Consider the following 15,931-nt stretch of genomic DNA (forward strand, 5'->3'; position numbering starts at 1 on the left):
ACGGCCATCACCAAGGTGAGTAGTCACGGTCCGATGAGCGCGCCGTCGGCCAGCTTCTCGGCGATCGTCCTGATCATGGGCACGGCCTGCTCGACCAGGAAGAAGTGGCCGCCCGGCAGCACCCGCAGGTCCGTCGGGCCGGTGGTGTGCCGGGTCCAGGCGCGGGCCTCGTCCAGCGACACCCGCGGATCGGCGTCGCCGGTGAAGACCGTGATCGGGCAGTCCAGCCGGCGGCCGGGATCGTGCCGGTACGTCTCGACGGCCCGGTAGTCGCCGCGGATCGCCGGCAGGATCATCTCCAGCAGCTCCGGGTCCTCCAGCATCGCCGCGTCGGACCCGCCCAGGGTCCGCAGCTCGGCCACCAGCCGGTCGTCCGACACCTGGTGAACGCTCTCGTCCCGGTAGCGGGACGGCGCCCGACGCCCCGAGGCGAACAGGTGCACCGGCGCGGGCAGCCCGGCGTCGGCCATCCGCAGCGCCACCTCGTAGCCGGTGATCGCGCCCATGCTGTGTCCGAACAGCGCAAGGGGCCGGTCATCCAGGTGGCGCAGCGCGTCGAGGATGTCGTCGGCCAGGGCCGGGATGCTGCCGACCGGCGGCTCGTGCCGTCGGTCCTGGCGCCCCGGGTACTGCACCGCCAGCACCTCGATGGCCGGGGCGAGCGCCTTGGCCAGCGGGAAGAAGAAGCTCGCCGACCCGCCGGCGTGCGGCAGGCACACCAGGCGGGCCCGCGCCGCGGGCGCCGGGTGGAACCGGCGCATCCACTTCTCGACGTGCTCGGCAGGCTGAGGCACAGCAGGGTTCCCTTCCGAAGGCGTCGTTCCGCCAACGTTAAGGAAGTGGCCACCGGCTGAGCATCCTTCGACCTGATAGCCGTCCCCGCTCGGCCGCACTCGTCGCCCCCGTCTGCTCCGCTCCAGCCCTCGTGCGGAATCCACTGTGGACTGCGTCACGGCAAAGGGGTGCATCCCTCGTTTCCTACCGGTCCCCGCGCGGCGCTGCCCGTCTGTCCGCGAGCATTGCCCGTCGGTCCGTCGGCCCCGCACATCGGTGCTGGCAGCATTGCCCTTTGGTGCTATCAGAATGGGGGATGTCCGGTGGTCGGCGGCTGTCCTAGCCTGCGGTGGGGTGGGGAAATCACCCCTGCGCTGAACAGAGCACAAGCCGCTGCACCGGACAGAGAGGTCTCCCGTGAGTGTTGTGCTTCTCCTCAACGGTCCCAACCTGGGCGCCCTGGGCTATCGCGAGCCGGAGATCTACGGCACCGACACTCTCGCGGACATCGAGAAGGCGGTCGCCGAGGAGGTCGCCGTGCGCGGCTGGGAGGTGGTGTCGATCCAGCGTGACGGGGAGGGTGACCTGGTCGGCGCGATCCACCAGCACCGTGACAGCACGGTCGGGGCGATCGTCAATCCGGGGGCGCTGATGATCGCCGGCTGGAGCCTTCGGGACGCGTTGGCGAGCTATTCGCCGCCGTGGATCGAGGTCCACCTGAGCAACGTCTGGGCCCGGGAAAGCTTTCGGCACGAGTCGGTGATCGCTCCGCTCGCCAGTGGTGTGGTGATCGGATTGGGCGCTTTCGGGTACCGTCTGGCGGCCCAGGCGTTGTTGCACCTGTGCCCGGAAACGTGACGGTCGACGTGCCGAAACCTGTTGGACATCACACGGACTTCACTACGCGCGTACAACCTGCTTCCTTGAATCGTCAACCGTTTCCCGGAATGTCAACCGTTCGGTCAATCTAACCAAGGGTCGAATACCTAGCGTGACGCTGTGAGCAGCGGAAACTTGGTCACGGGGATCCCTCTGGACGCAGCGCCGAGCCGAAGGTATGGTCGGTAATCGGCAACAAGGGCAAAACTTCGCTGGGGGAGCCGAGGGGGATCTTTGTCTTACTTGCTGGAGTCGCCGCCTGTCGGCGTAGAGATTTCTCGTGATCAAAACAGCTACATACCGGAGAGGCGTTTTCCGCAGCATCCTTTTGCTGGATCCGTCGATGATTTTCTTCCGGGATCGTGCGAGGCCGCCGGATTTTTTCGGCGTTCCGCCTGGTCCTGGTACGACGGGCGGCTCGACGTGGGGTTGCAGGAAGCCGCCGCGGCGGTGGACGTCAAATGCGACGACAACCACGAGCCGTGCGAACTCGCCCCTTTCTGGCACATCGCATTGCTGATCAAGGCGAGGGAGCTCGACGCCGCCTGGCGGGCACTGAACTCCCTTGAGATGCGCCGGGGGGCGTCAGAGGCGGAACGGGTGACGGCGACGTCGCACGTCATCCGGGGTGACCTGCTGTTCGCCATGGGACGGGTCGAGGAGGGCCTGGCCGAGGTGAACGCGGGGCTGCGGGTCGCGGAACGCTGCGGCGCCCGCTCACTGCTGCCCACCGGTTATGTGGTGATGGCGCTCGGCGCGCTGCGCCGGGCGGACATGCGGGCCTGCCTGCATTTCGTGGACAAACTGACCGGGGAAGCCCTGCTGGGCTATTTCGGACAGGCCGCCGGGGCGTGGGTCACCGCGCAGGCGGCGGAGGCGCGGGGCGGGGTGGACAACGCGGCGGGACTCATCGCCGGAATCGTCACCCATCCTTTTGTTCTTCGTCAGCTTCTGGTGTCGGAACCGGCGGCGGCGTCCTGGCTCGTGCGGGCATCGGGCAAGCTGGGTGCCCGTGACCTCGCGCAGGCCGTGGTGATCGCGGCCTGCGCCGCGTCCGGCAAGCAGTCGCGATTCGGCGTGGTCAGGGCGGCCGCGCTGCACGCGGCCGGCCTGCTGGAGAAGGACTCGTGCAAGCTGCTCGAGGCGGCGAATCTGTATCCCGACCGCTGGTGCGGCGCGTCCGCGCGGGAGGATCTGGCCGGCCTGCTGGCCGCGAGGCGGTCCGAGCGGAACAACACGATTCATATTCTGGAGTCGGCGCTGGGGGCCTATACGGCGGTCGGCGCCACCCGTGACGCGTCCCGAATCGTTAACAAGCTTCGCGATTTCGGTGTGCGTCGCGGTGCGATCCGTGCCGTGGAGCGCGATGGCGATCTTCCGCACGGACTCACCAACACGGAGTTCGCGGTCGCGGAGCTGGTGAGCCAGGGGCACACCAACAACGAGGTCGGCCGCCAGCTGTTCATCTCTCGGCACACCGTGGCATTCCATCTCAAGAAGGTGTACCAGAAGATGAGTGTCGCCTCGCGTGTCGAGTTGGCGGCCAGCTGGAAAGCAATGCAATAGCGGCCCGTTCATGTTCGGCGGCCCGCCCGGTCAATGACGCCCGGGCGGCCGACGTCTGCTGGCCGAACCCCGACGTACGGGAAAACACATGATGGTTGAGGGGGACCGGTGACAAAGCCGACGCCGACGCCGACCGAGATCGGACATGGCTACGACCAATTCGCGGATCTGCTCGACGATGTCTGGGGCCTGAACCTGCACCACGGCTACTGGGACGATCTGTCCTCGTCGCTGGAGGAGGCCACCACCAAGCTGACCGACCGGCTGAGCGCCATGCTGACCATTCGGCCCGGCGCCCGCCTGCTCGACATCGGCTGCGGCATCGGCGAGCCGGCGATCCGGCTGGCGAGCACCCACGACATCGAGGTCGTCGGCGTCTCGATCAGCGAGCGCCAGATCCAGCGCGCCAACGAACGCGCCGCCGCGGCCGGACTGTCCGACCGACTGTCCTTTCAGTACGGCGACGCGATGGACCTGCCGTTCCCCGACGAGTCGTTCGACCTGGTCTGGGCGATGGAGTCGCTGCACCACATGCCGGACCGCTGGCACGTGATCAGCAAGGCGGCCAAGGCACTCAAGCCCGGCGGGCAGCTGGCGATCAGCGACTTCCTGCTGGTGCCGGGCGCCGCCGGTGCGGCGGCCGACGCCGCCCGCGTGCACGAGAACGGCGGCGGCGTGCTCACGGTCGTCGACCTGGAGGAGTACCTGGCGCACCTGCGCGAGGCCGGGCTCGAGCCCGAGGCCAGCGAGGACGTCAGCAAGTTCACCCGGCCGTCGTGGGGCAAGGCCGCCGAGCGCTTCCGGGCGCTGCGCGAGCAGGCCCTGCCGCACATCGGCGAGGCGCAGTTCGAGGTCGTGCTCTCGCGCTTCCAGACCTTCAGCGACGAGTCGGCGCTGGGCTACGTCCTCCTCACCGCCCGCAAGCCGGCCTGATCACCACGGGAAGCGCGCAACCATGCAGACAACGGAAGAGACGCTGCAAGACCTCATCGCCAGGATGACCGGTGACAACAAGCACCTGGCCGCCGCGACGTCCACTTTGGACGCCATCTGGGTGCTCTACGACCGCGTGCTGAACGTGTCGCCGGAGACCATCGACGACCCCGACCGGGACCGGTTCTACCTGTCCAAGGGGCACGGGCCGATGGCCTACTACGCGGTGCTCGCCGCGAAGGGCTTCATCGACCCGGACGCGCTGGACGTCTGGCGCACCTTCGACTCGCCGCTGGGCATGCACCCGGACCACGTGATCGCGCCCGGGGTGGAGATCAGCAGCGGCTCGCTCGGCCACGGGCTCCCGCTCGGCGTGGGGACCGCGCTCGCGCTGCGCGCGCAGGGCCGCGACGCCCGCGTGTTCGTGCTGATCGGCGACGGCGAGTTCGACGAGGGCAGCAACCACGAGACGATGGCCATCGCCGGCCGCCTCGGCCTGGACCGCCTCACCGTCATCGTGATCGACAACAAGACCGCCAGCCTCGGTTGGCCGGACGGCATCGCCAAGCGCTTCGAGATGGAGGGCTGGCTCGCGAGCACCGTGGACGGTCGCGACCAGGACCAGCTGTACCAGGCGCTGACCAGGGAAACCGACGGACGGCCGCGGGCCGTGGTGGCGGAGGTCCTCCCCATCTCGGAAGGGAGCGCGGCATGACCGCTCAGGTGACCAGGAAGCAGATGCGCACCGTCTTCGCCGAGACGGTGATCGAGTCGCTGGCTTCGGACCCCCGGGTGGTCATGCTGACCGCCGACATCTCGTCGTGGTTCTTCTGGGACGTCAAGAAGGAGTACCCGGACCGGGTGCTCAACTTCGGCATCCGGGAACAGGCGATGATCGACATCGCCGGCGGCTTCGCGCTCGCCGGCATGCGGCCGGTGGTGCACACCTACGCGCCGTTCCTGATCGAGCGGCCGTTCGAGCAGATCAAGATCGGCCTGAACCACCAGGACGTCGGCGCCGTGCTGGTCAGCGTCGGCGCCTCCTACGACGACCCGTCGTGGGGCCGTACCCACCAGGGGCCCGGCGATGTCGCGCTGCTGGACACGCTTCCCGGCTGGACCGTGCACGTTCCCGGACACGAGGACGAGGTCGGTCCCTTGCTGCGCAAGGCGATCGCCGGCGACGGTCGTGTCTACATGCGACTGTCCGAACGGGCCAACGGCGAACCGGTCCCCGTCACCGACGGCTTCACCGTGCTGCGCAAGGGAACCGCCGGTGTGGTGATCGCCGTCGGCCCGATGCTGGACCAGGTGCTCGCCGCCACCGCGAACATCGATGCGACGGTGCTGTACACCTCCACGATCCGGCCCTTCGACCACGCCGGCCTGCGCGCCGCGGTGGCCGACGCGCGCGCGAACGTCGTGCTCGTCGAGCCCTACCTGAAGGGCACGTCCTCGCACGAGGTGAACGAGGCGCTCACCGACGTGCCGCACCGGGTGCTGTCGTTCGGCGTGTGGCGGGACCGCGAGGCGCGGGCCTACGGCACCGCCGAGGACCACGACAAGCTGTTCGGTGTGGACCCGGAGAGCCTGGCCGCGTCGATCACCAGATTCTTCAACTAGCCCGCCACGGGGCCGCTCCGAGGAGTTTCCGAAGTGACCAACACTGAGACCAAGCCCGCCAACAACGACGCGCTGCGCGCTCCCGTGCCGGTGGAGCTCCTCGACCGCGACGACCCGTTCACGCCGCCGGCGCCCCTGACGGCCTTGGCCGAGAAGGGCCCCGTCAACAAGGCGACCCTGCCCGGCGGCGACCCGTTCTGGCTGGTGACCGGGTACGAGGAGGCCCGTGCCGTGCTGGCCGATCCTCGGATGTCGGCCGACCGGTTCCAGTACCACCCCCGGTTCAAGGAGCTCCCCGAGGCGCTGCGGGAGAAGCTGCGTGACGACAAGTCCCGGGCCGGGTCCTTCATCAACATGGACCCGCCCGAGCACACCCGGTATCGGCGGATGCTCACCGGGCAGTTCACCCTGCGGCGGATGCGCCAGCTGACCGACCGGATCCAGGAGATCGTCACCGAGCGGCTGGATGCCTTGCTGGCCAGCGGAAACAGCGCCGACCTCGTGCCCGCTTTCGCCCAGCCCGTGCCGACCTTGGTGATGTGCGAGCTGCTCGGCGTCGGCTACGAGGAGCGTGAGGAGTTCCAGCGCACCACCGCCAACCTGCTGCGGATGGACCTGCCCGCCGCCGAGGCCGTCGCCAACATGGAGGCCCAGCGGGCCTTCATGCAGAGCCTCATCACGCACAAGCGGGCGCACCCCTCCGACGACATGATCTCCGGCCTCATCCACGACGCCGATGCCGCCCTGTCCGACGACGAGCTCATCAACATCGCCAACCTGCTGCTCATCGCCGGCCACGAGACCACGTCGAACATGCTGGGGCTAGGCACTTTCGTCCTCCTACAGCACCCTTCCCAGCTCGCCACCCTCCGCGCCGACCCTTCCCTGATGTCCGACGCCGTCGAGGAACTCCTGCGGTTCCTGTCCATCGTCCACACCGGGATCTTCCGCTTTGCCAAGGAGGAGGTCGAGCTCGCCGGCGAGCTCCTCCCCGCCGGCGCCACCGTCGTGATCTCCGTCGTCGCTGCCAACCGCGACAAGCAGCAGTGGTCCGACCCCGACCTCCTCGACGTCACCCGGGCCCGTGGTCCCCACCTCGCCTTCGGCCACGGCGTTCACCAGTGCCTCGGCCAGCAGCTCGCCCGCATCGAGATGACCATCGCCTACAACGAGCTCCTGCGCCGCCTCCCCAACCTCCGCCTCTCCGTCCCCGCCGAGGAGATCCCCCTCCGCAACGACATGCTCACCTACGGCGTGCACGCCCTCCCCGTCACTTGGGACACCCCCTGACGCTGGCGTTCCCAAACTTCACGGCTCTATACGGCTAGGACGTCATCTCTTCCAGAAATGCCTGCGTCTCGGGATCCGTCGAGAACACCGCGGTGCCGCGCATCCCACGGGTGAGAAGCACCTTGTATGTGTTCTTGACCAGGGCCGTGAAGTGGACGTCGTCAGCCCTGCGTAGATCGGGGTCCTTCGACACCGACCGGTTCGACACCCATCGGCCGTCGCGACGGACGAGGTCCGGGCCGAAGATCACGCCTGACCAGTCGTATTCGAAGCCCTGAGCCGTGTAGATGCAGCCGACCTGGCCGAAACCGCGCTCGTCGGTCGCCCAGTACGACGACTCCGGGACGTCGGGCACCTTCAGCTTGGCGTCGGCCTTCGCGTTCCACGGGCGCCGCCAGTCGCCGATGGTGACGTCCTCCACGAGCCGGGGGCCGTCCGCGGTCTGCGTCGGCTTGCTCCACGGCCAACAAAAGCCGGCGGTCAGACGGCCGATCCCGCGATACTCGGCCTGCTGCGCCAGCACCCACTTCTCCAGGTGGGCGGGCGACGGCGCCGACGTCACCGTGATCGCCTCGTCCAGCGGACCCGCGATCGCGCTCCACGGGATCGGCGGTCCCACCTCCGGTCCGATGCCGAGCAGCCGGGAGACCCAGGTGTCGTAGGACACCGAGCCGCCGCAGCGCAGCTGGTCGCGCAGGCGAATGACCTCGACCTCGCATCCCGCCGCCCGCGCGGCGGCGGTGATCTCAGCCTCCGAGCCCATCTCGCCCGGCCGCACGACCTGGTTCTCGTCGAGCAGGAACACCGGAACGGTGGCCACGTCGATGAGTTCGTCGATCTGCCGTCGTGCTCGCTCCCGCTGCGCCTTGGTGGTGTATCGGTTGACGCCGGTCTCCCGGATCCGGTGGGCCTCGTCGCAGATCAGCACGCGGAGGTCGGCGGGCTCGGCGCCGACGAAGGAGTTGAAGTACTTGAACATTCCGCGCAGGCGCGGACTGTCCTTGCCGCCGTACTTGCGCATCGTCTCGGTGAACGACCTGGAGCCGGTCGCGTGCGCGACCTCGACTCCGCGCCGGGCGAGCTCGGCGACCAGGCTCAGCGCGATCACGCTCTTGCCCGAGCCCGGACCACCCATCACGATCACCACGGTTCGGGTCTTCGCCGCCCTCGACCGGACCACGGCGTCGAGCACGATCTCGTAGGCGACCTTCTGGTCGTCCAACAGCACGAACTGCTCGCGGTCCTGGAGTTCGGCCGCCACGTGCGCCAGGAACGGCTTCGTCGGCCTGTGCTCGAACCTCAGGAACTCGTCGCCGGCGTCCCGGTTCGCGTCCCGTGAGCCGTCGACCGCGAGGACCGAGCGCAAGTGCTCGACCAGCTTCGCCCGATCGTCCAATGTGAACAGTCGACCGTACTCGTCGACGCGGTTGGCGACGACGTCGGCCCGCCGGGCGTTGTGCAGGTAGGCGACGCCTCGCACCGCCCGCGGCCGTTGCGCCAGCGCGGGTGTGTGGTCGATGAAGTACTGACAGTAGCCGCGGACCTGCTCCGTAGGGTGTATCCGCATGCCGAGCGCAGGCACGATGACGACTGATTCCAGCTTCGCCTCCGCTCGTGACCACTGCTTCAGTTCCACGAAGACGAAGCTGGTCTCACGAGTCCGTGGATGGATTCCGCAGAGGACGACGTCGATCCGCATCTTGCTGTGCGGAAGCTGGTGCTCCAGCAGCACTTCCACGTCGCCCAGGCCGGCGTCGACCAGATCCCGGAACAGCACCGGCAGGCTGTTCTGCCAGGAGCGCACCTCGGCGGCGCCCGCCCTGGCGCCCGCGTACCTGGCCTGCTCCTGCAGGTGTTCGATGAGCTGACCGTGGTCGAATCTCGCGAGTAGGTCCGACACGCTGCCACGATCGAGAGCCACTTGATCCCCCAAGTCGGTGTGAGCCGACAAGGTTAGAGCCTGGGTTCACGTGATCTCGCGGGGACACGCCATCGCTGATCGGTCGGCGCTGGGACCTGCCGAAGGGACCTGTCGGCCATCTGGTCCGCTTGGTGGACAACCACGGTTGTCTCGTCGTGTTCAGCCCGAGGGACAACGCCACCGTGGACGCGTACTCGTTCGACACCCCGCAGCGCCCGATGGTGCTGCTCAACGTTATGAAGGACGACTACTACCGCCAGCGGTTCGACGTCGCTCCCGAGTTGGGGCGCCTGGTGATGCACGTCGATGCCGAGCCCGGAAGGCGCGCCGTCGAGGACCAGGCCAACGTTTTGCCGCCGAGTTCCTGAAGCCGGCGGAGAACATCATCGAGCAGCTGCCGAGTCGGGCCGACTGGCGTCGACTCGGCGAGCTCAAGCAGCACTGGAACGTGAGCCTGCAGGCGGTTGCTGTACCGGGCGAGGACGCTGCACGTGATGAGCGATGTCACCTATCGCAACGCCATGACCACCGTGACCAACTGCGGCTGGCGCCGCTGCGAGCCCGGGCCGCGGCGGCTGCTCGACCAGCCGTCGCCGCTGCCGAAGGCCGTCGCGTTGCTCACCGAGCAGACCGGTGTCGACGAGCGGGGGCTGGCCGCCGAATGCCAGGCGCCGCTGGGGCTGTTTCGCACGGTCGTGTCGCGCTTGCCGGAGGCGACGATGCCGGCCGGTGGCGGCAATCCCGTCGTGTCCCTGCTGAGGACCACGGACTGACCTATCCTCCCGTCATGAGCCCCCGAACTTCTTCATGAGTTCCTCGTTCACGCGTGCCATCCATGCCTGGCCGATCTCGGTAATCGTTCGGTCGGCATTGGGATCCTGGCGGAACGCGGCAGCAGCCTCAGTTCCACGCTCGCGGATGAACGCGGCCTCGAAGTCCACGTCGGCATCGACGACCTCAGTACCGTCCAAATAGGCGGTCAACACGTGCGTTGTAGTGAATCCGTTCATGCCGTCGAACTTCAGCAGCACCCGCCAGTGCCTGCGGTCGGCATTGATCTCCACCGTCGTCGGAATCTCGTCGAATGCGCCGGTGTAGATGAGTTGCACGCCGCCCATCCCGCCGCGGCTCTCACTCACCAGTTGGAACCTCGAGGACTCGAGGTGCCCGATGAGGGCCGTGACCGAATCAGGCTGTGATGCCATCAGTGTCCTCCCGGTGGAATCATCCGCGAGCCGTCCGGACTCACGGTGTACCCAGTCAGCCACGGACGCCGCGGATCGATCTAGCGGTAGCGACTGAGCGGTGCCGGTGAATATGTCAACGGCGAGCAACCTGGCAATTGGTCGTCGATACGTCCGTGTGTCACCCGATCGTGTGGTACTGCTAACCGGTTGACTGTCCGTCACTGGGGAGCGCGGTTGAGTCAGGTGGTCAGCGGCAGCGTCGCGGAGCTGCGGCAAAGGATGGCCGAAGGCACGTTGGTTCGTGATCTCGTGCGAGCGACGGGCTCGTGGCAACCGGTGAACGCGGAAACGGGAGAGGTCGGCGCTTGGCGGAAGAGTCTCCCGGCTCTCCTGGACGTGATGGAGCGGGCCGGCTTGCCGGACGTGCAGGTTGTCCTCGAGCACCGGCTGCCGTACAGCCCGAAACGGATCGACGCGGTTCTCTGCGGCCTGACTCCCGACACCAGTGAACCTTCGTACATGTTGGTCGAGCTCAAGCAATGGTCGGCGCCGATCACCGCGGAGGCCGGTGGCTTTCGGGTCAAGGGCCTGGACAGCCTTCAGCTGCATCCGTCCGAACAGGTGTTTCGGTACGGTCAGCAGCTGCTCGACTTCTACCCGGATCTCGGCCGTAACCCGCACCGGGTCCGCGGCATCGCGTACCTACACAACGCGGAGGACGAGGAGTGCGCGGCGCTGGATCGCCCCAGGTTCACCGCGCAGGACTACCTGGTCACGCGCAGCAGAACGTCGGTTCTCGAGAAGGTGTTGCAGCGGGTGCTGGACGCCACGGCGGACATCAGCGCGAACCGACAGTTGGCGAAGGAACTGCTGGACGCGAAGGCAGCACCGGCACGGACGCTGTTGGCCACCGCGGCCGCCATGTTCGAGAACCGGGGCGACTTCGTGCTGCTCGACGAGCAGAAGCTGGCCTACAACATGGTGATGGACGCGGTCACGTCGGTGCGGACGGGCGACGGTCCCAAGCGAGTCGTCATCGTGCTCGGCGGACCGGGCTCCGGCAAGAGCGCCATCGCGATGTCCCTGCTGGCGAAACTCGCCAGGACCGGGCGGAAGGTGTTGCACGCCACCGGATCTCGGGCCTTCACCCAGACGTTGCGAAAGCGCGTGGCCCTCGGTGACCACCGTGTGGCGCAACTGTTCATGTACTTCTTCGACTTTCGCCGGAAGGAGGCGAACGAACTGGACGTCGTGATCTGCGACGAGGCGCATCGTATCCGCGACAAGCGGTCGAACGGCGACGGCAACCGGTTGCAGATCGAGGAACTGATCGATGTTGCGAAGGTGCCGGTGTTCCTGCTCGACGAGCACCAGGTCGTGCGACCCAACGAGGTCGGGACCAGGGCGTACATCGAGCAGGCCGCGGTGGCGCGGGGCTGCCAGGTCGAGGTGGTCCGGCTGGAGGGCCAGTTCAGGTGCGGTGGTTCCGTCCTGTACGACGAGTGGGTGCGGCGGTTGCTCGGTCTCTCCGAGCAGCCGCCGATCGTCTGGTCGGACCTTGTAGCGGGGACGGACGACGAATACGTCGTGCGTACCGAGAGTTCCCCCGTGAGTCTTGAGGAATGGCTCTCGGGCCGCATGCGAATGGCCGGTGGCACGGCGCGGATCGCGGCTGGCTTCTGCTGGCCCTGGAGCGACCCGAAGCCGAACGGCCGGGGCGGCCACCGCCTGGTGGATGACGTGACCATCGGGAACTGGAAGCGGCCGTGGAACACGCCCGACGGCAAGAGGGTTGACGACGCGCCGCCGGCGGCGCTGTGGGCGTCCGATCCCAGGGGCTTCAACCAGGTCGGATGCATCTATACCGCGCAGGGGTTCGAGTACGACTGGGCGGGCGTGATCTTCGGGAAGGATCTCGTCATCCGAGACGGCCAGTGGGTCGCTCAGATCGATGAATCCAGGGACAAGGCGGTCAAGCGGGATCGCGCCCGGTTCGACGAACTCGTCCGCAACACCTACAAAGTGCTGCTCACCCGCGGCATGCACGGCGTCTGCCTGCACTCGGTGGACGAGACGACGAACCGATTCTTGCAGACGTACTCTCGCTGAGCGCTGGCATGGTGGAAGCGGAGGCGCGGTGACTCGGACCGCCTGCACCTACGTTCCCAAGAACCAGAACTCGGCTGGAAACCTGGAGATCGGCCTGGCTCGACGGGTGTGGGGTTGGGAGGACGACGCGTTGTCCAAATCGGACGGCCTGCACATGGCTGGTTCTCTGCGGTTCGGCGATTCTGTGGTGTTCGGGCACCTTGGACCGAGCAGCCGCGTTCAGCCAGGCGGTTGGAAGGACGTCCGGCTCGCAGAGCCGTGTTCGCCAAGGTCGCCCGATCTCTCTATCAACCGACGAGTGGGTGTGGCCGGACCGGCCGTACCCCTGGCGCATCGATCTCGAGTACGTGGGCGAGGAGGAGAATTTCCCGGCATGGCGCTCGGCGAGATTGGCATGGAATCCCTGCGGCTGTCGGCCAACAAGCAGGGCCAGCCGATCGTCGCGTCAGCGCCCGATGCGTACGAGGACGTGGTGGCGGCCGCGGCGCCCGAGCCCGAGGAGGAAGATGCCTTTGGTTCTACGGTCCGGTCGACGGTAAGCGGTTGATGGCGTATCGCTGCGAGCAGGCGCGACTGAAGAAGCTGAAGTTCGGCGACGCTATGGAGGTCACTTGCGACCTCGGCACTATCTGCGGTCGGCTAGGTAAGCGATGACCGGACGGATCCGGATAAAGCGCGTGCATACATGGCTAAGCCCAGCCTCGCGCCGCTGTGGCGTTCCATTCGGCAGCGACTGGAACGCAACGGTCTGAACCTCGTTGGCTACCTAGTACTACAGCCGCAGGCTGTGATGTTTGCGGTGTTGCCGCTGGTAGTGGCATCGCCGGGCGTGGGTCTGATGAAGTCGCCGCCAGTCCGACCATCGATCAGTGTGCGCTCGGGGGTGCGTCGGTCGCGTCAGGATGGCCCACAAACGTCTGATCTCGTTGCACGACAACGGGATCAAACACTCGTGGCCGGCTGTGACGCCCCCTTTGCGTCGCGGTCGCGTTCAGCGGACGCGGTCACGGCCAGGAACGCGGCGGCCAGCATCGACAGCGTGACATGTCGGTACCACGCCTGATACTTGCGGACCTGGTAGTGGTCCAAGCCGGTCTCGTTCTTGGCGAACTGGAAGGTTTCCTCGACACCCCAACGACTGCCGGCGACCCGGACAAGTTCTGCCAACGGCACGGGACGGCGGGTGTGGCAGATGTAGTACGCCAACTCGTCCGGCTTGCTGATCGACCGGCGCACCACGAGAAGGTGCTCGTCCGCGCCCGGGTCCAGCAGCAGCCAGTCATACAGCCGGCGCCCCTTGCTGCCCTCACCGGCCGACAGGCGTTGCCAGCCCTTGCGCGGTGCGCTGCGAGCCAACGCATCCGCCCGCACAGCGCCTTTCGGGGTGGTGAAGCGCTGATCGCAGGAAACGGCCATGACGTAGTCGATGTCGTTGTCTTCTAGCCAGGTTCGCAGGCCGGGATTGTCGCCGTATGCCTCGTCCGCGGTGAACCAGTCGATGTCCCTTCCCGCCTCCAGCAGGCGAGCCAGCATGTGTTGGGCCAGCACGGGCTTGGTCGCGAACTCCACATCCTCGTCGATCCCGGCCTCCGCGCAGCGCTCGCGGTCGTCGGTCCAGGACGCGGGCAGGTAGAGCTCGCGGTCGATCAACGCCCGCCCCCGGGCCGACACGTAGGTCAAGAACACGCCGAGTTGGCAGTTCTCGATCCGACCGGCGGTGCCGGAGTACTGCCGTTGGACACCGGCGGATTTGGTGCCTTTCTTGAGGAATCCGGTCTCGTCGGCGACCACGACCCCGGTGGGATCAGTGATCTGGTCCAGCACGTAGTCCCGCAGGTCGTCTCGGACCGCGTCGGCGTCCCAGCGGTAGAAGTTCAGCAGGCGCTGCATGCCGTCAGGGGCCAGGTCACCGGCCTGCTCGGCGATCGTCCAGGAGTTCTTGCGCTCGGCGCCCGACAGCAAGCCCAGCAGGTACATCCTGGCCCGGTGGCGTGAGTCTGCCTGTGCGAACCGGCCTGCGACCAGCGCGAACATGTCCTCGAACCCTGCCCGCCACCGCGCCAGGCGATCGTCCGCGTTCGTCTCCGGTAGGGCCGTGAGGTCCTGCTCCATGTCCGGCACACCCAAGTCGATCACGCATCGGCGGTCTCCGTGAACACGACACGCCGACAAGTATCACACCGTGCGGCTGTAGTACTAGTGGCCAAGTTGTACGATCAGACCGCCGAACACCTGTCCGGTCTGCTCGGACGCACAGTGGCGGACGGTCGTGCGAGGGTCCAGCTCGCCGAACTGGACGCCGTTCTTTCTGCGCTCGTCTGCGGTCGCGCACGGCATGGCCACAGTTGTCGCCGAACTGGCCGGCGGCCCGTTGACCAATCGCAGAGCGCAGCTCAGGGCCCGAGAGGAGTCGAAACTTGACCTGTGAGCCGGTGGGAAGACGCACTCTCCGAGTTCAGGCTCGACTCCGTTCCGTGGGTCGTTGAATGGCAGAGCGGGCCCGGCGCGCCGGACTGCTTAGCAGGGCCGGCGATGACGCGGAGACGGTGATCCGGCGGCCATGTCCGTTCTGGGTATGGCCTCGGTTATGCCGCTGACCGCGCGACGTTCTGACGCGCTGAGGGATGCGCTGCCCATCCCACCGTCGTTCGAGCTGGCGGAGTTGGCTAGCCGCGTATGCCCTGGACGATGACCAGCTGACGACCGCGCTCGTGGTCAGAGCCGTCTCCGCGGCGACCGGCGAACCCATTCCCTCGACGGCGACAGGCCAGCGGGAGAATTGTGGGCACTTGTTGGCGTAACACCCGATTCCGTGTCCGGCGCGGTGCTGACCCAGGCCTTGCGCCCCGGACCGCGAGACGTCCCGTGGGCGGTGATGATGCGGGCGCGCGCCGAACTTGGCTTGGTCACCCATGTGACACTTCAGGAGTGGCACGTCGCCGCGCACCGCCCGTGGGCGGTGGCTGGACAGGACGTGTTCGCGTGCGCGAACCCGCAAGTCCTGTAAGCAGCCGCGCGTGCCGGCACCGCGAGACCGCTGCTGAGCACGTCGGGATATCCAGCGACCGTGTCACTGTTGGCGATGGACCGTCTTGTCGCTGATGGGGTGGCGGTTCGGTGCCACGGTGGTTCGACGCCCGCGGGTGTTCGCATCGCTTCGCGATTGTTCGAAAGAGGTGTGGTGTCGTGGCGGTTCTTTGCGGACGACTACCTCGCTGCGGTTTGACGGCACGCGTCTGCCGCTCACCGGCATCGCGCCAGGCACTCCGTGGAGTCCCGACCTCTCTCAAGAGGTGTGTTCCCATCGGCTCGCCCTACATCTCGCCGTACATGAGGAGGCTCTGCTCGACGTGCTACTCGGCGACATGACCACAGTCAGTTGAGTTCACGGTACGGACTCGTCGTCCTCGGCGGTGCTGGCCAGGGCAAAGGACGACGCTACCGTAGCTGATCTGTCAGACGTACCAGGTGGCACAGTTGAAGGACCTGCCCGAACATCGGTTGCTGTCGAAGGTACGGCAGTGTCAACGGGTTCGCGGGCGACTTGATCGGCAGGCTGGGCATCGTGCTGCCCGTGACGCGAGGGCGGCCGTTCCACGTCCATTCGACCGCTCGCCGACTCCGTCGCCGGCGATCAGGACAGGCCCTG

At 67.3% G+C, this 15,931-nt stretch carries 14 protein-coding genes and 1 pseudogene; 11 read left to right on the plus strand and 4 right to left on the minus strand.

Annotation, left to right across the window (positions count from 1 at the left end; genetic code table 11):
- Positions 1 to 23: 23 nt before the first annotated feature.
- Complete coding sequence (locus BJ998_RS24825; RefSeq protein WP_184868910.1) at positions 24 to 761, minus strand: thioesterase II family protein; 738 nt, start codon at positions 759 to 761, stop codon at positions 24 to 26.
- 430 nt (positions 762 to 1,191) lie between these two features.
- Between BJ998_RS24825 and BJ998_RS24830 the strand changes: the two genes are divergently transcribed.
- From BJ998_RS24830 to BJ998_RS24855, 6 genes are all read left to right on the plus strand, one after another.
- Positions 1,192 to 1,632, plus strand: coding sequence for a type II 3-dehydroquinate dehydratase (locus BJ998_RS24830; protein ID WP_184865330.1), 441 nt, complete (start codon positions 1,192 to 1,194; stop codon positions 1,630 to 1,632).
- A gap of 255 nt (positions 1,633 to 1,887) precedes the next feature.
- Positions 1,888 to 3,219, plus strand: coding sequence for a helix-turn-helix transcriptional regulator (locus tag BJ998_RS24835; protein WP_246488646.1), 1,332 nt, complete (start codon positions 1,888 to 1,890; stop codon positions 3,217 to 3,219).
- Between the two features lie 108 nt (positions 3,220 to 3,327).
- The gene (locus BJ998_RS24840) at positions 3,328 to 4,152 is read left to right on the plus strand and encodes an SAM-dependent methyltransferase (RefSeq protein WP_184865332.1); all 825 of its coding nucleotides are present in this window, start codon (positions 3,328 to 3,330) and stop codon (positions 4,150 to 4,152) included.
- A 22-nt stretch (positions 4,153 to 4,174) separates the two neighbouring features.
- On the plus strand, positions 4,175 to 4,867 hold the full coding sequence (locus BJ998_RS24845; protein WP_184865334.1) for a thiamine pyrophosphate-binding protein: 693 nt from the start codon (positions 4,175 to 4,177) through the stop codon (positions 4,865 to 4,867).
- Positions 4,864 to 5,775: a transketolase family protein gene (locus BJ998_RS24850; protein ID WP_184865336.1), complete on the plus strand. Its 912-nt coding sequence runs from the start codon at positions 4,864 to 4,866 to the stop codon at positions 5,773 to 5,775. The genes BJ998_RS24845 and BJ998_RS24850 overlap by 4 nt, the downstream gene beginning before the upstream one ends.
- A gap of 33 nt (positions 5,776 to 5,808) precedes the next feature.
- Entirely contained in the window at positions 5,809 to 7,065 is a 1,257-nt protein-coding gene (locus BJ998_RS24855) for a cytochrome P450 (RefSeq protein WP_184865338.1), read from the plus strand.
- Between the two features lie 34 nt (positions 7,066 to 7,099).
- On the opposite strand, the gene BJ998_RS24860 is transcribed toward BJ998_RS24855, so the two are convergent.
- Complete coding sequence (locus tag BJ998_RS24860) at positions 7,100 to 8,965, minus strand: DNA/RNA helicase domain-containing protein (RefSeq protein ID WP_345031115.1); 1,866 nt, start codon at positions 8,963 to 8,965, stop codon at positions 7,100 to 7,102.
- 152 nt (positions 8,966 to 9,117) lie between these two features.
- Here BJ998_RS24860 and BJ998_RS46630 point away from each other — a divergent pair, with 152 nt between their 5' ends.
- Both BJ998_RS46630 and BJ998_RS46635 read left to right on the plus strand, forming a co-directional pair.
- The gene (locus BJ998_RS46630; protein ID WP_221338115.1) at positions 9,118 to 9,354 is read left to right on the plus strand and encodes an ImmA/IrrE family metallo-endopeptidase; all 237 of its coding nucleotides are present in this window, start codon (positions 9,118 to 9,120) and stop codon (positions 9,352 to 9,354) included.
- Positions 9,355 to 9,480: 126 nt separating this feature from the next.
- Complete coding sequence (locus tag BJ998_RS46635) at positions 9,481 to 9,759, plus strand: hypothetical protein (RefSeq protein WP_221338116.1); 279 nt, start codon at positions 9,481 to 9,483, stop codon at positions 9,757 to 9,759.
- A gap of 12 nt (positions 9,760 to 9,771) precedes the next feature.
- On the opposite strand, the gene BJ998_RS24870 is transcribed toward BJ998_RS46635, so the two are convergent.
- Positions 9,772 to 10,125 (minus strand): hypothetical protein, encoded by a 354-nt coding sequence (locus BJ998_RS24870; RefSeq protein WP_184865340.1) that lies wholly within the window; start codon positions 10,123 to 10,125, stop codon positions 9,772 to 9,774.
- Between the two features lie 291 nt (positions 10,126 to 10,416).
- On the opposite strand from BJ998_RS24870, the gene BJ998_RS24875 reads away from it, so the two are divergent.
- The gene (locus BJ998_RS24875; protein ID WP_312890567.1) at positions 10,417 to 12,282 is read left to right on the plus strand and encodes a DNA/RNA helicase domain-containing protein; all 1,866 of its coding nucleotides are present in this window, start codon (positions 10,417 to 10,419) and stop codon (positions 12,280 to 12,282) included.
- A 373-nt stretch (positions 12,283 to 12,655) separates the two neighbouring features.
- Positions 12,656 to 12,829, plus strand: coding sequence for a hypothetical protein (locus BJ998_RS24880; RefSeq protein WP_184865342.1), 174 nt, complete (start codon positions 12,656 to 12,658; stop codon positions 12,827 to 12,829).
- 395 nt (positions 12,830 to 13,224) lie between these two features.
- Here the strand turns inward: BJ998_RS24880 and BJ998_RS24885 are convergent, their stop codons facing one another.
- Positions 13,225 to 14,316 carry an IS701 family transposase gene (locus BJ998_RS24885; RefSeq protein WP_184860234.1) on the minus strand — a complete coding sequence of 364 codons (1,092 nt, stop codon included), beginning with the start codon at positions 14,314 to 14,316 and terminating at the stop codon, positions 13,225 to 13,227.
- Positions 14,317 to 15,316: 1,000 nt separating this feature from the next.
- Here BJ998_RS24885 and BJ998_RS49605 point away from each other — a divergent pair.
- A pseudogene (locus BJ998_RS49605) lies at positions 15,317 to 15,508 on the plus strand (DUF2399 domain-containing protein); the annotation flags it as partial.
- Positions 15,509 to 15,931 lie beyond the last annotated feature (423 nt).

Source organism: Kutzneria kofuensis (genome assembly GCF_014203355.1).
Lineage (GTDB): Bacteria > Actinomycetota > Actinomycetes > Mycobacteriales > Pseudonocardiaceae > Kutzneria > Kutzneria kofuensis.

Bases quoted from the DNA above. Each gene is read 5' to 3' on its own strand.
- BJ998_RS24880 (WP_184865342.1), top strand. From the start codon at position 12,656: ATGGCGCTCGGCGAGATTGGCATGGAATCCCTGCGGCTGTCGGCCAAC.
- BJ998_RS46635 (WP_221338116.1), top strand. From the start codon at position 9,481: ATGAGCGATGTCACCTATCGCAACGCCATGACCACCGTGACCAACTGC.
- BJ998_RS24850 (WP_184865336.1), top strand. From the start codon at position 4,864: ATGACCGCTCAGGTGACCAGGAAGCAGATGCGCACCGTCTTCGCCGAG.
- BJ998_RS24845 (WP_184865334.1), top strand. From the start codon at position 4,175: ATGCAGACAACGGAAGAGACGCTGCAAGACCTCATCGCCAGGATGACC.
- BJ998_RS24825 (WP_184868910.1), bottom strand. From the start codon at position 761: ATGCGCCGGTTCCACCCGGCGCCCGCGGCGCGGGCCCGCCTGGTGTGC.
- BJ998_RS24885 (WP_184860234.1), bottom strand. From the start codon at position 14,316: ATGTTCGCGCTGGTCGCAGGCCGGTTCGCACAGGCAGACTCACGCCAC.